The 12,674-nt window shown below is 68.5% G+C and carries 13 protein-coding genes; 8 read left to right on the forward strand and 5 right to left on the reverse strand.

Annotated features, from left to right (window positions below):
• Positions 1-13: 13 nt before the first annotated feature.
• Both ABOZ73_RS03485 and ABOZ73_RS03490 read left to right on the forward strand, forming a co-directional pair.
• Complete coding sequence (locus tag ABOZ73_RS03485; protein ID WP_369060749.1) at positions 14-577, forward strand: sigma-70 family RNA polymerase sigma factor; 564 nt, start codon at positions 14-16, stop codon at positions 575-577.
• Positions 574-1,275 (forward strand): anti-sigma factor, encoded by a 702-nt coding sequence (locus ABOZ73_RS03490; protein WP_369060751.1) that lies wholly within the window; start codon positions 574-576, stop codon positions 1,273-1,275. Before ABOZ73_RS03485 ends, ABOZ73_RS03490 begins: the two co-directional genes overlap by 4 nt.
• A gap of 36 nt (positions 1,276-1,311) precedes the next feature.
• Here ABOZ73_RS03490 and ABOZ73_RS03495 read toward each other — a convergent pair whose 3' ends face one another.
• On the reverse strand, positions 1,312-2,586 hold the full coding sequence (locus ABOZ73_RS03495) for a M20/M25/M40 family metallo-hydrolase (protein WP_369060753.1): 1,275 nt from the start codon (positions 2,584-2,586) through the stop codon (positions 1,312-1,314).
• 134 nt (positions 2,587-2,720) lie between these two features.
• Between ABOZ73_RS03495 and phnD the strand changes: the two genes are divergently transcribed.
• The 4 genes from phnD to ABOZ73_RS03515 all read left to right on the forward strand — a co-directional run bounded on the left by phnD (position 2,721) and on the right by ABOZ73_RS03515 (position 6,464).
• Positions 2,721-3,710 (forward strand): phosphate/phosphite/phosphonate ABC transporter substrate-binding protein, encoded by a 990-nt coding sequence (gene phnD, locus ABOZ73_RS03500; protein WP_369060755.1) that lies wholly within the window; start codon positions 2,721-2,723, stop codon positions 3,708-3,710.
• 285 nt (positions 3,711-3,995) lie between these two features.
• Positions 3,996-4,976, forward strand: a complete 981-nt coding sequence (locus ABOZ73_RS03505; RefSeq protein WP_369060757.1) for a methionine ABC transporter ATP-binding protein — start codon at positions 3,996-3,998, stop codon at positions 4,974-4,976.
• The gene (locus ABOZ73_RS03510) at positions 4,976-5,641 is read left to right on the forward strand and encodes a methionine ABC transporter permease (protein WP_369060759.1); all 666 of its coding nucleotides are present in this window, start codon (positions 4,976-4,978) and stop codon (positions 5,639-5,641) included. The genes ABOZ73_RS03505 and ABOZ73_RS03510 overlap by 1 nt, the downstream gene beginning before the upstream one ends.
• A 19-nt stretch (positions 5,642-5,660) precedes the next feature.
• Positions 5,661-6,464, forward strand: a complete 804-nt coding sequence (locus ABOZ73_RS03515; protein WP_369060761.1) for a MetQ/NlpA family ABC transporter substrate-binding protein — start codon at positions 5,661-5,663, stop codon at positions 6,462-6,464.
• A 143-nt stretch (positions 6,465-6,607) separates the two neighbouring features.
• On the opposite strand, the gene ABOZ73_RS03520 is transcribed toward ABOZ73_RS03515, so the two are convergent.
• From ABOZ73_RS03520 to ABOZ73_RS03530, 3 genes are all read right to left on the reverse strand, one after another.
• Positions 6,608-8,347, reverse strand: a complete 1,740-nt coding sequence (locus ABOZ73_RS03520; RefSeq protein WP_369060763.1) for an ATP-binding protein — start codon at positions 8,345-8,347, stop codon at positions 6,608-6,610.
• A gap of 107 nt (positions 8,348-8,454) precedes the next feature.
• Positions 8,455-9,240, reverse strand: a complete 786-nt coding sequence (locus ABOZ73_RS03525) for an SDR family oxidoreductase (RefSeq protein ID WP_369060764.1) — start codon at positions 9,238-9,240, stop codon at positions 8,455-8,457.
• A gap of 104 nt (positions 9,241-9,344) precedes the next feature.
• Positions 9,345-10,856: a CoA-acylating methylmalonate-semialdehyde dehydrogenase gene (locus ABOZ73_RS03530; RefSeq protein ID WP_369060765.1), complete on the reverse strand. Its 1,512-nt coding sequence runs from the start codon at positions 10,854-10,856 to the stop codon at positions 9,345-9,347.
• A gap of 75 nt (positions 10,857-10,931) precedes the next feature.
• Between ABOZ73_RS03530 and ABOZ73_RS03535 the strand changes: the two genes are divergently transcribed.
• Positions 10,932-11,330: a DUF4180 domain-containing protein gene (locus ABOZ73_RS03535; RefSeq protein ID WP_369060767.1), complete on the forward strand. Its 399-nt coding sequence runs from the start codon at positions 10,932-10,934 to the stop codon at positions 11,328-11,330.
• Between the two features lie 124 nt (positions 11,331-11,454).
• On the forward strand, positions 11,455-12,012 hold the full coding sequence (locus ABOZ73_RS03540; RefSeq protein WP_369060769.1) for a DUF4287 domain-containing protein: 558 nt from the start codon (positions 11,455-11,457) through the stop codon (positions 12,010-12,012).
• Here ABOZ73_RS03540 and ABOZ73_RS03545 read toward each other — a convergent pair.
• Positions 11,997-12,653 (reverse strand): TetR/AcrR family transcriptional regulator, encoded by a 657-nt coding sequence (locus tag ABOZ73_RS03545; protein WP_369060771.1) that lies wholly within the window; start codon positions 12,651-12,653, stop codon positions 11,997-11,999. The genes ABOZ73_RS03540 and ABOZ73_RS03545 overlap by 16 nt on opposite strands.
• Between the last annotated feature and the right edge of the window lie 21 nt (positions 12,654-12,674).

A 12,674-nucleotide genomic window follows, 5' to 3' on the forward strand; every position in this document is an offset into this window, starting at 1 on the left:
CCAAGGTTGTTGCATGAGCGTGATCACGGCGGACGAACAGCGCGCCCAGTTGAGCCGCGCCCTGCTGCGCACCGCCGCCGGCGACCGGCGCGCCCTGGAAGACGTCTATAATCGCACCTCGGCCAAACTATTCGGCGTCTGCCTGCGTATCTTGAACGACAGGAGCGAGGCCGAGGACGTGCTGCAGGAAGTCTATCTCAACGTCTGGCGAAAGGCTGACCAGTTCGATCCGGACCGGGCCAGCCCGATCACCTGGCTGTCGACCCTGGCCCGCAACCGCGCCATCGACCGCCTGCGCGTGGTCAGCCGCCGCGACGCCCGCCCCATCGACGAGGCGGCGGAGGTGTCCGACGACCGCCCATCGGCCTTCGACGAACTGAGCACGACCCAGGACGCCCAGCAGCTGTCGCGCTGCCTGGACGAGCTGGAGGAAAAGCACCGCGCGGCCATCCGCACCGCCTTCTTCGAGGGCAGCACCTATGAGGAGCTGGCCAGGATCGCGTCGGTGCCGCTGGGCACCATGAAGGGCTGGATCCGCCGCTCGCTCATGAAGCTTCGGATGTGTCTCGAGTCATGAGCGCCCCCCAGCAAGACGAACCGGACATGACCGCCGCCGAGTACGCCCTCGGCGTCCTGGGCGCGGATGAGCGCGTCGCCGCCCGCCGCCGCATGGAGAGCGAACCCGGCTTCGCCGCCGAGGTCGCCGACTGGGACCGCCGCCTGGCGCCCTTGGTGGACGAGGTCGCGCCGGCCCAGCCGTCGCGCACCGTCTGGTTGCGCATCAAGGCGGGCCTGGGCGCGCCGGCCACGATCTGGAACAACCTCAACCTCTGGCGCGCCGCCACGGGCGTGTCGGTCGCCGCGGCGGCCGCCTGCCTGGTGGTGCTGGTCACGACGCCCGCGCCGGTCGCGCCGCCCGCCCCGGCAGTCGCCGAAGCCAAGCCGACGCCGATGGCCGTCGCCGCCCTGAAGCCGGAAAGCGGCCCGCCCGCCTTCGTCGTCGCCTATGACGAGGCCGGCAAGCGCCTGATCATCGCCCCGGCGGCGGTGTCGCCGGACGGCGTCCATGATCATGAGCTGTGGATCATGCCCGCCGACGGCAAGCCGGTGTCCATGGGCGTGATCAGCGCCGGTCAGGTCCTGGTCATCCCGACCGAACGCTTCGGCCTCAGCCAGACCGGCACGCTCGCCGTCTCGGCCGAACCCCTGGGCGGCTCGCCCACCGGCCAGCCTACCGGCCCGGTCGTCGCCAGCGGCGCCCTGACCCCGCTCTAAAGAAAAAGGCCCTCCCCGAAGGGAGGGCCTGAAGCCTTACTGGTTGGCCGCCGACAGCAGGATCGCCAGGCCGATGCTCATGCCTTTCAGGCTGGCGCCCTTCTCCACGTCGATCCATTCGTCCAGGGCGTGAGCCCGGCCGGCGGTGCCGCCCGAACCGATGGTGATCCCCGGGATGCCCAGGCTCATCGGCATGTTGGCGTCGGTGGACGAGAACTGCAGTTCCGGCGTCATGCCGTGGGCGCGGATGGCGTCCTGCGCGCCCTTCACCAGGGCGGTGTCGGCGCTGGTCGAGCCGCCGGGACGGTCGCCGATCGGCTTGATGTCGGCGCTGATCTTGCCGGCGCGGGTCGAGCGGGCGGCGTTCTCACCCTCGACCGCCGCCGGGATGATGGCCAGGAACTGCTTGTGCAGCTTGTCCAGCTCCTCGGGGCTTTCCGAGCGCATGTCGAATTCCATCCAGACGCTGTTGGGGATGGAGTTCACCGACGTGCCGCCGCCGGTGACGCTGGCCGAATAGGTGACGCGCGGCTTGGTCGGCAGCTGGATCTTGTAGAGGTCCGTGACCGCCTGGCTCATGGCCGTCATCGGGTTGACCAGGCCGAACGCGCCGTAGCTGTGGCCGCCCGGACCGTTGAAGGTGACCTTGTAGCGCTTGGATCCCACGCCGCCGTTCACCACCCGCGTCGGGTCGGTCCCGTCCATGGAGATGAAGTTGCCGATCCGGTCCTTGTACTTGCCCTTGGTGAACAGGTAGCGGACGCCGCGCAGGTCGCCGGGCCCCTCTTCGCCCACATTGCCGACGAACAGGATGTCGTTCTTGGTCTTGATCCCCGCCTTGTTCATGGCGCGGATGTAGCCGAGCAGGACGGCCAGGCTGCGGGTGTCGTCGCCGATGCCGGGGGCCGACAGCTTGGTCCCCTCGCGCTTCACCTTGATCGGCGTGCCTTCCGGGAAGACGGTGTCCAGGTGCGCGGCGATGACTGTCAGCTTAGGCCCGCCAGCCGTGCCCTTGCGCACGCCCATGACATTGCCCTCTTCGTCCATCTCCACGTCGGTCAGACCGGCGTCCTTCAGCATCGCCATGTAGGCCTTGGCGCGCTCGGCTTCCTTGAAGGGCGGCGCCGGGATTTCGACGAGGGTGACGATCTCGCTGACGATGCGGTCGTGGTCGGCGTCGAGGGCCGACACGGCGCTCTTGTACGGCGCGCTGGCGACGATCTTGTCGGCGGTGGTCGAGGCCGCGAGGGCCAGGCCCGGCGTGAGCGCAAGGGCGGCGATAAGGCTGAAACGGCTGACGGCGTGACGCATGAAGCAGGACTCCCCCAATGACTAAGGCGCCTTGCTTAGCATCAATCCCCCCGGCGAAAGCCCGGATAATCTGTAAGATCGCTGACACAAATGCGGCATAGGTTCAGGGACCGCTGATCGTTGGGGGGCGTTACATGTTCAATCGTCGCGTGCTTGTGGCGGCGCTCGCGCCCCTGGCTCTGCTGGCCTGCAGCCCGGAAGCCTCGAAGCCGCAGGAACAGGTCCTGCGCTTCTCGATCCTTTCCACCGAGAACACCGCCAACCAGACCCAGAAGTGGAAGCCGTTCCTCGACGACATGGCCAAGGAGACCGGGCTGAAGATCGAGCCCTTCTACGCCAGCAACTACACCTCGCTGATCGAAGCCATGCGCTTCAAGCAGACCGACGCGGGCTGGTTCTCGAACCAGTCGGGGATGGAGGCGGTGCGCCGCGGCGGCGGCGAGGTGTTCGCCAAGTCCACCCACCCCGGCGGCAAGCAGGGCTACAACGCCCTGATCATCACCAGGCGCGGTTCGGGCGTGACGCTGGACAAGCTGCTGGCCTGCGGCAAGCGCTACTCTTTCGGCATGGGCGACGCCAAGTCGACCTCGGGCACCCTGGCGCCGCTGACCTATCTGTTCGGCCCGCGCGACATCGACCCGCAGGTCTGCTTCTCGAACCTGCGCTCGGCCAAGCACGAGGCCAACCTGCTGTCGGTGGCCAACGGCCTGCTGGACGCGGCGACCTACAACACCAACGACGTGGAGCGCATGCAGCGGCGCCATGATCCCAAGGCCGACGCGGTGCTGGAGCAGATCGAGGTGCTGTGGACCTCGCCCAAGCTGCCGGAAGACCCCATCGTCTGGCGCAAGGACCTGGACCCCGAGATCAAGGCCAAGCTGAAGTCCTTCATGCTCGGCTACGGCGTCGGCGACGACGCGGACGCCGACCGGGAGCGCAAGGTCCTGACCGACCTGAACTTCGGCGTCTTCCAGCAGGCCAATGACGACCATCTGATCCCCGTGCGGGAGATGGAGGCCGCCGCCAACCTGCTGGAAGCCCGGCGCAAGGGCGACGCCGCCGCCGCCGAGGCCGCCCGCAAGGCCATGACCGAACTCAGCGCCCGCCGGGGAGGCGCGCTGTAGCCCGGACCAGTATTCACTAGGGCGCTACAATATCAGCCGCTCATCCCCGCGAAGGCGGGGACCCAAGCTGAGTTTGAGGTTGTGGAGCAGGCGGAAAATCGACCCGCAGGAGCTGCTTGGTTCCCCGCCTTCGCGGGGATGAGCGGGTTCCTGGGAGGTCTCGAGGGTGAATGTCGATCCAGCCCAGCCCCAGACTTTCTATAAGCTCCGAAGCGCATTTTTTAGCGCGCCCCTGGCGATTGTTAGGCTAATGAACCGCCCCTTCGCCAAGGACCCCTCTACGCCGTGATCGAATTCGAGCAGGTTCGCAAAATCTATCCCAAGGCCGGCGGCGCCGCCCTGGACGGCGTCTCCCTGCGTGTCGCCAAGGGCGAGGTGTTCGGGGTGATCGGCCAGTCGGGCGCCGGCAAGTCGACCCTGATCCGCCTGATCAACGGGCTGGAAAAGCCGACCCAAGGCCGCGTGATCGTCGACGGCGCGGATGTCGGCGCCCTGCCGCCGGCGGGCCTGCGCGCCCTGCGCCGGCGCATAGGCATGATCTTCCAGCACTTCAACCTGCTGTCGTCCAAGACCGTCGCCCAGAACGTCGCCTTCCCCCTGAAGCTGGCGGGGACGCCCAAGGCCGAGATCGACCGACGGGTGAGCGAGTTGCTGGCCCGCGTCGGCCTGTCCGACCACGCCGCCAAGTATCCGGCCCAGCTATCCGGCGGCCAGAAGCAGCGCGTCGGCATCGCCCGCGCCCTGGCCACCAACCCGTCCGTCCTGCTGTGCGACGAGGCGACCAGCGCCCTCGACCCCGAGACCACCGACCAGATCCTGGCCCTGCTGGCCGACCTGAACCGCGAACTCGGCCTGACCATCGTGCTGATCACCCACGAGATGGAGGTCATCCGCCGCATCTGCCATCGCGTGGCGGTGCTGGAGCGCGGCCTGGCCGTGGAGACCGGCGAGGTCGCCGAGGTCTTCCTGCATCCCAAGCACGCGGTGACCCATCGCATGCTGGCCGACGCCGGGCTGGAGGACAGCGCCATCCCCGCCGACGGCTCGGCCCTGCGCCTGACCTTCCGGGGCGCATCGACCTATGAGCCGATCCTGGGCCGCATCGCCCGCGAGACCGGCGTCGACTATTCGATCCTGTCCGGGCGCATCGACCGCATCCGCGACGAACCCTATGGCCAGCTCACCGTCGCCCTGATCGGCGGCGACGTGGCCGAGGCCCGTCGCCGGCTGGAAGCCGCCGGCGTCCAGGTGGAGGCCGCGCGCTGATGGACAGCTTCTTCGCCAATATCGACTGGGCCGACATCGCCCAGGCCACCCTGGACACCCTGGCCATGCTGGGCGGCTCGCTGGCCCTGACCGTGGCCCTGGGCCTGCCCCTGGGCGTGGTGCTGTTCCTGACCGGCCCGCGCCAGCTGCTGGAGCAGAAAGCGGTTCACGGCATCCTGTCGGTGATCGTCAACATCCTGCGGGCCGTGCCCTTCATCATCCTGCTGATCATCATGATCCCCCTCACCGTGCTGCTGGTCGGCACGTCGCTGGGCGTGGCCGGGGCCATCCCGCCGCTGGTGGTCGGCGCCGCGCCGTTCTTCGCCCGCCTGGTGGAGACCGCCCTGCGCGAGGTCGACCGCGGCGTCATCGAGGCCAGCCAGGCCATGGGCGCCACGCCCCGCCAGATCGTCTTCGGCGCCCTGCTGCCCGAGGCCCTGCCCGGCCTGATCGCCGGGATCACCGTCACCGCCATCGCCCTGGTGTCCTACACCGCCATGGCCGGGGTGGTCGGGGCTGGCGGCCTGGGCGATCTGGCCATCCGCTTTGGCTATCAACGCTTCCAGACCGATGTGATGATCGTCACCGTCGTCCTGCTTCTCGTGCTTGTTCAGGTGCTGCAGATGGTCGGCGACCGCCTGGTCGTCCGCGTCAGCCGCCGCTAACCCCAAGGACCTTCCCCCGATGCTCGCCCGCCGCGCCCTTCTGATCGCCGCCGCCTCGACCCTGCTGCTGGCCGCCTGCAACCGCCAGCCGGCCCAGAGCGCCGCCGACACCCTGACCGTCGGCGCCACCGCCGTGCCGCACGCCGAGATCCTCGAGGTCGTCCGCCCGATCCTGGAGAAGGAAGGCGTGAAGCTGCAGGTGAAGGTGTTCAACGACTACGTTCAGCCGAACCTGCAGGTCGATCAGAAGCAGCTGGACGTGAACTACTTCCAGACCAAGCCGTACTTCGACGAGTTCAACAAGGAACGCGGCACGCACCTGGTCACCGTGGTCGGCGTGCATATCGAGCCGCTGGGCGCCTATTCGCGCAAGCACAAGACCCTGGCCGAGATCCCGAACGGCGCGACCGTGGCCATACCGAACGAGCCCAGCAACGGCGGCCGCGCCCTGCTGCTGCTGCAGAAGGCCGGGCTGATCACCCTGACCGATCCGACCAACGCCCTGGCGACGCTGAAGGACATCGCGTCCAACCCCAAGAACCTGAAGTTCCGCGAGCTGGAAGCCGCCACCCTGCCCCGCGTTCTGGGCGAACTGGACCTGGCGCTGATCAACACCAACTACGCCCTCGACGCCAAGCTGAACCCGACCCGCGACGCCCTGGCGATCGAGGACAAGGAAAGCCCCTACGTGAACTTCCTGGTCTCGCGTGAGGACAACAAGGAGGACCCGCGCGTCCAGAAGCTGGCCAAGGCCCTGACCGGCCCCGAGGTGAAGGCCTTCATCGAGAAGACCTACGACGGGGCCGTGGTGCCGGCGTTCTAAGAAGTCGAACTGAGAAAATCCTCCCCCTCTGGGGGAGGGGGACCGCGAAGCGGTGGAGGGGGTAGGACCGGGCTCTGGCTCAGCAGTCCCCCTCCGGCCCTCTGGGCCACCTCCCCCAGAAGGGGAGGATCAAAAGAAACCTCCTAAGCCGCCCGGCGGCCGCCTTCCGGGATCGCGGTGACCACCGCCTCGATCAGGCCTCGGGCGTCCAGCGGCTTGGTCAGGAAGGTCTCGACCCCGACGCTCAGCCATTGCTGGCGATGCTCCAGCAGGGCGTTGGCGGTGAGGGCCAGGATCGGGGTGGCGATATTGGCCCCGCTTTCGCGGATCAGGCGCGTGGCCTCGATGCCGTCCAGGATCGGCATCTGCATGTCCATCAGTATGACGTCGAAGGCCTGGACCTGCGCCAGGCGCACCGCTTCCTGGCCGTTCTCGGCCACCGTCACCCGGCAGCCCAAGGGCTCCAGATAGAGGCGGACGATCTTCTGGTTCACCGGATGGTCCTCGGCCAGCAGCACGGAAAGCTGCTTCAGGCCCTTGGTCTCCGTCTCCTCGTCTGGCTCGGCGTCGACCGCGCCTTCGTCGCCGAACACCATCGGCAGCTCCAGGCGGAAGACCGAGCCCACGCCCGGCTCGCTGCGCACGGTCAGGGAGCCGCCCATGGCCTCGGCCAGATGGCGGCTGATGCTGAGGCCCAGGCCCGTGCCGCCATAGCTGCGGGTGGTGCCAGGATTGGCCTGTTCGAAGCGGTCGAAGATGCGAGCCGCCACCTCGGGCGTCATGCCGACGCCCGTGTCGCGCACCTCGACCCACAGCCGCGAAGGCCAGGTCAGCCGTCCCGCATGCAGGGCGATGGAGCCCGCGTCGGTGAACTTCACGGCGTTGGACAGCAGGTTGGAGAGGATCTGCTGGAAGCGCAGGGGATCGGTGACGATGCGGGCCGGCACGTCGCCGATCTCGGCCGACATGACCACGCCGTTCGCCTCCGCGCGGCTGCGCCACAGGTGCAGGCTGGCCTCCAGCTTGGCCGGCAGGTCGATGGCCACCTCCTCCAGCACCAGCTTGCCGGACTCGATCTTCGACAGGTCCAGCACGTCGTTCAGCAGCCCCAGCAGCACCTCGCTGGAGTGGGACAGCATCTGCACATGTTCGGCCTGTGCCGGGGTCAGCTTGTCGTCCTGCAGCAGGGTGGCGGCGGCGACCACCGCGTTCATCGGGGTGCGGATCTCGTGGCTGATCGTGGCCAGGAAGGTGGACTTGGCGGCGCTGGCCTGTTCGGCGCGCCGACGCTCGGCCTCGGCTTGGTCGCGCGTCTGGCGCAGGGCGGCGTTGGTCGCCACGGTGCGCCGCACGGCGACGAAAAGGTGGGTGCTGTACAGGACCCCGGCGATGGTCACCGCCGTCATCGACAGCATGTCGTCCTGCGGCGACAGCACGCCGCTCAGCAGCGGCAGGAACAGCAGGTAGGACAGGTGCGGGAGCGCCGCGCCCAGGAACAGGCGCCAGGCGGAGTGCATGTGCAGGGCGATGTGCAGCAGGCCGCCGGCCGGCTGCAGGATGGCGAACAGCTTGCCCGCCTCGCCGCCCGCGAACCACAGATAGACCGCGATGCCGGAATAGACCGCCGTGTTCAGCATGGCCGACAGGGTGCAGATCCAGATCCGCGCCCGCGACGGCGTCGCCATGGGGGCCTGTCGGATCGGCTTGAAGGCCAGCCAGTCGATGGCCTGGGCGACGCATACGCAGCCGTACCAGACCGCCGGCCAAAGCGGCCCGGAAAGCATCGTGGCCACGCCCGCCAGGAAGACGGCCAGCGCCAGGCGCGTCGGCAATTCCTTGGCGCGGGTGATCGCCACTGCGCCGTAGTCGTCGGTCTTCGACACTCCAGGCTCCTCCCGGATGGGGGAGAGCCTGCGCCTCAATGTTTAATCAATGCCGCAAGAAATCGACGAACTGGCGAATTATTCGCGCTCGCCAAATTTGATCGCGATCAGATGCTCGGGATCAGTCCGCCGTCCACCCGCACGATGGAGCCGGTGACATAGGCGGCCTGCTGGCTGGCCAGGAACGCCGCGACCGCGCCGTACTCCTCGGGCGTGCCCATGCGGCCGGCGGGAATGGCGGCGGTGGCTTCGGCCGTCACCTCGGCCTCCGTGCGCCCCTGGGCCTGCGCCCGCTTGCCGTCAAGGAAGCGGATGCGGTCGGTGGCGATGCGGCCCGGCACGATGATGTTGGCGGTGATGCCGTGCGGCGCGACCTCGCGCGACAGGGTCTTGGACCACCCCACCAGCGAGGCGCGCAGGGCGTTGGAGATCGCCAGTCCCGGGATCGGCGCCTCGATCCCCGACGAGGTGCTGGTGATGATCCGCCCCCATCCCGCCGCCTTCATGCTCGGCAGGACGCGGTCGGTGATGGCGATCACCGACAGGACCATCGACTGGAACTGTGCGGTCCACAGGGCCGGGTCCTGCCCCTGGGCCGTGGTCGGCGGCGGGCCGCCGGTGTTGTTGACCAGGATGTCGACCGGACCCAGCTCCTGCTCGATCCGGGCGATGTTCGGCTCGATCTGCGCCGGGTCAGCCAGGTCCCAGGACAGGGGTAGGCAGCGGACGTTCTTGTCCCACACCTGGCAGCAGGTCTCCTCGACCGCCTCGGGATTGCGGCCCGCCACCGCGACCCGCACGCCTTCGGCGGCCAGGGCTTGGGCGATCCCCCGACCGAGGCCGCCGCTGCCGCCCAGAACCAGCGCTGTCTTGCCGGCGATCCCAAAGTCCATCGAACGCTCCGATCAAATCGAGGCGCAGACAGAAAGGCGTCAGAGGCCCCGAGGCAAGGTCGTAAAAGCCGAATTGAGGAGGCTGAACGACGAACGCCGATCGATCAACGCATGGTCGGAATCACGAAGGCGCTGTCCTCGCTCTCGCCTTCGGGCCAGCGGGCGGTGACGGTCTTCACCTTGGTGTAGAACTTCACGCCCTCCATGCCGTGCTGGTTGGTGTCGCCGAAGGCGCTGCGCTTCCAGCCGCCGAAGGTGTGATAGGCCACCGGCACCGGGATCGGCACGTTGATGCCGACCATGCCCACATTGACCTGCGCCGCGAACTCCCGCGCCGCCCGGCCGTTGCGGGTGAAGATCGCCACCCCGTTGCCGTACTGGTGCTCCGACGGCAGGCGCACGGCCTCCTCGAAGCTCTCGGCGCGGACGATCTGCAGCACCGGGCCGAAGATCTCTTCCTGGTAACTCTTCATCGCCGGCTTGACGTTGTCGAACAGGGTCGGGCCGATGAAGAAGCCCTTCTCGTAGCCCTGCAGGGCGAAGTCGCGGCCGTCGACCACCAGCTCGGCGCCCTCTTCGGCGCCCAGGCGGATGTAGTCGGCCACCTTGGCGCGGTGGGCGCTGGACACCACCGGGCCGTAGTGCGCCTCGCCGTCGGTGCTGACGCCGACCTTCAGGGTCTCGATCCCGGCGACCAGGCGTTCGCGAAGCTCGTCCGCCGTCGCCTTGCCCACGGGCACCACCACCGGCAGGGCCATGCACCGCTCGCCGGCCGAGCCGTAGGCCGCGCCCAGCAGGTCCTTCACCGTCTGGTCCATGTCGGCGTCGGGCAGGATGATCCCGTGGTTCTTGGCCCCGCCCATGGCCTGGACGCGTTTGCCGTTCGCCGTGCCCTGGGAATAGACGTAGTGGGCGATGTCGGACGAGCCGACGAAGCTGACGGCCTTGATGTCCGGGTGCTGCAGGATGGCGTCCACGCTGACCTTGTCCCCATGCACGACGTTCAGCACGCCCTTCATGTCCAGGCCCAGCTCGGCGCCGGCCTGCATCATCAGTTCGGCCAGACGCACCGGAACCGACGGGTCCTTCTCGGACGGCTTCAGGATGAAGGTGTTGCCCACCGCGATGGCCACGCCGAACATCCACATCGGGATCATGGCGGGGAAGTTGAACGGCGTGATGCCCGCCGCCACGCCCAGGGGCTGGCGCATGGAATAGACGTCGATGCCCGGCCCGGCGCCCTCGGTGTACTCGCCCTTCAGGACGTGCGGGATGCCGCAGGCGAACTCGATCACCTCCAGGCCGCGCTGGATGTCGCCCTTGGAGTCGGCGATGACCTTGCCGTGCTCGCTGGACAGCAGCTCGGCCAGCTGGCCCATGTTCGCCTCGACCAGGCGCTTGAACTCGAACATCACCCGCGCGCGGCGCTGCGGATTCACCGTGCTCCAGACGCGCTGGGCGGCGACGGCGGCCTGCACCGCCGCGTCCAGTTCGGCGGGCGTCGCCAGCTGGACGCGAGCCTGGATCTCGCCGGTGTTGGGATTGAACACGTCGCCGAACCGGCCCGAGGCGCCCTCAAGGGCCTGACCGTTCACGAAATGGTGGATGCTGCGCATGGGGCTCCTCCGTAATTCTTGTTTTGCGGAACGAGCTATCAAACCACGCCGCGTTGGGCGAATGATTTTCGCCGAATGCGGCGACCTCACGGCGATGGCTGGCGCGAGGCGGGCGAACTCCGGTATCTGCGGAGCATGGAAGATCACCTGACAACCTTCGGCGAGACGCGCGTTCTGGTCTGCGCGCCGCAAGGTGCGCTGCTGGCGGCGGAGACCGACGCGAACGACTTCATCGGCGCGGTGTGGTCGCATGAGGCGGAATGGGTCGCGATCCCGACCACGCGCCTGGGGCACGACTTCCTTCGGCTCAGCACCCGGCTGGCCGGCCTCGTGATCCAGAAGTTCGTCAACTATCGCCTGAACCTGGCCATCGTCGGCGACATTTCGAAGGAGATCGCCGGCAGCGACGCCCTGCGCGATTTCGTGCACGAGTTCGAACCAGGGCCTGTCCGTCTGGTTCGTTCCGGACCTTGAAACCCTGGGCGCGCGCCTCGCATCGCGCTGAGGCCGCCTTCACGATCAAAAAGCTTGAGCGGCGTGTCGGATCGGTCGCGGGCCATCCGTCCTTGAGCCGACACCCAACGACTGAGGAGCACCAATGTCCTTCCAGGCCTATCTCGACGCCGTCCAGGCCAAGACCGGCAAGAGCCCCGCCGAGCTCAAGGCGCTCGCCGCCGCCAAGGGGCTGACCGGCCCCGGCGTGAAGGCCGGCGACGTGGTCGCCTGGCTCAAGGACGACTTCGACCTGGGCCGCGGCCACGCCATGGCGATCTTCGCCCTGCTCAAGGCCGACGTGGAGCCGCGCGGCGCGGCCGGCGACCGGATCGACAAGCTGTTCACCGGCCCCCGCGCGTCCCTGCGCCCGCTGTTCGACGCCGTGGCGGAGAAGGCCAGGGCCCTGGGCGAGGACGTCGATCTGGCCCCCACCGACACCTATGTCAGCCTGGTCCGGGGCTCGCGGAAGTTCGCCATCGTCCAGCCCGTGGCCGGCCGCCTGGACATCGGGATCAAGCGCAAGGCCGTCGGCCCCACCGAACGCTTCGCCGCCGCCGGCTCCTGGAACAGCATGGTCACGCACCGCGCCCGCCTGACCGACGCGGCCGAGATCGACGCCGAACTGGTCGAGTGGCTGTGGGCGGCCTATTCCGCCGCCTGATCCGCCAGCACGCCCCGCGCCAGCATGGTCAGGTGCGTGCGGATCAGCGCTTCGCGCTCCGCCCACGGAAAGCCCGGCCGCGCGATCAGCAGGGACACCAGGCCGTGCAGCCCGGCCCATAGGCACTGGGCGATGGCCTCCGGGTCATCGCCATGCGCCCGGCCCGCCGCGTGCAGGTTGCGGACGGCCTCGCGCAGGCTGTCGAAGGCCTGCATGGCGGGTTTGCCCGCCTTTTCCGCCGGCGTTTCCGCGACCTTGCCCGCCCCCTCGATCATGAAGGCCACGCGATAGGCGTCGGGGTTGTTTAGGCCGAAATCCACATAGACCCGCAGGTACTCCACCGCCTGCTCCAGCGGCGTTCCGGGCGTCGGCGTGAACCGCTCCAGCGCCTGGACCAGCAGGACGAAGGCCCGGTCGTGCAGCTCGTCGACGATCGCGTCGCGGCTCGGGAAGTAAGCGTAGAGACTGGGCTGGGAGACGCCGACCGCCTCGGCGATCTGTCGGGTGGAGACGCCATGCACGCCCCGCTCGCCGATCAGGCGCAGGGCCTCGGCCAGGATCTCCTCCCGCCGCTCGCCGCCCTGCCCCTTCCGCTTGCGCGGCGACCGGGATACCGATGTTCTCGTGAATTCAGCGCTCAAGGTTCGGCAAACATCTTGACA

This window comes from Caulobacter sp. 73W (assembly GCF_041021955.1).
In the GTDB taxonomy this organism is placed as follows: domain Bacteria; phylum Pseudomonadota; class Alphaproteobacteria; order Caulobacterales; family Caulobacteraceae; genus Caulobacter.

What these genes read in the sequence shown, in the direction of transcription:
- ABOZ73_RS03515 (WP_369060761.1), top strand. Translation starts at nt 5,661, where the DNA reads ATGCTCGCCCGCCGCGCCCTTCTGATCGCCGCCGCCTCGACCCTGCTG.
- ABOZ73_RS03490 (WP_369060751.1), top strand. Translation starts at nt 574, where the DNA reads ATGAGCGCCCCCCAGCAAGACGAACCGGACATGACCGCCGCCGAGTAC.
- ABOZ73_RS03535 (WP_369060767.1), top strand. Translation starts at nt 10,932, where the DNA reads ATGCGGCGACCTCACGGCGATGGCTGGCGCGAGGCGGGCGAACTCCGG.
- ABOZ73_RS03530 (WP_369060765.1), bottom strand. Translation starts at nt 10,856, where the DNA reads ATGCGCAGCATCCACCATTTCGTGAACGGTCAGGCCCTTGAGGGCGCC.
- ABOZ73_RS03495 (WP_369060753.1), bottom strand. Translation starts at nt 2,586, where the DNA reads ATGCGTCACGCCGTCAGCCGTTTCAGCCTTATCGCCGCCCTTGCGCTC.
- ABOZ73_RS03485 (WP_369060749.1), top strand. Translation starts at nt 14, where the DNA reads ATGAGCGTGATCACGGCGGACGAACAGCGCGCCCAGTTGAGCCGCGCC.
- ABOZ73_RS03525 (WP_369060764.1), bottom strand. Translation starts at nt 9,240, where the DNA reads ATGGACTTTGGGATCGCCGGCAAGACAGCGCTGGTTCTGGGCGGCAGC.
- phnD (WP_369060755.1), top strand. Translation starts at nt 2,721, where the DNA reads ATGTTCAATCGTCGCGTGCTTGTGGCGGCGCTCGCGCCCCTGGCTCTG.
- ABOZ73_RS03540 (WP_369060769.1), top strand. Translation starts at nt 11,455, where the DNA reads ATGTCCTTCCAGGCCTATCTCGACGCCGTCCAGGCCAAGACCGGCAAG.
- ABOZ73_RS03510 (WP_369060759.1), top strand. Translation starts at nt 4,976, where the DNA reads ATGGACAGCTTCTTCGCCAATATCGACTGGGCCGACATCGCCCAGGCC.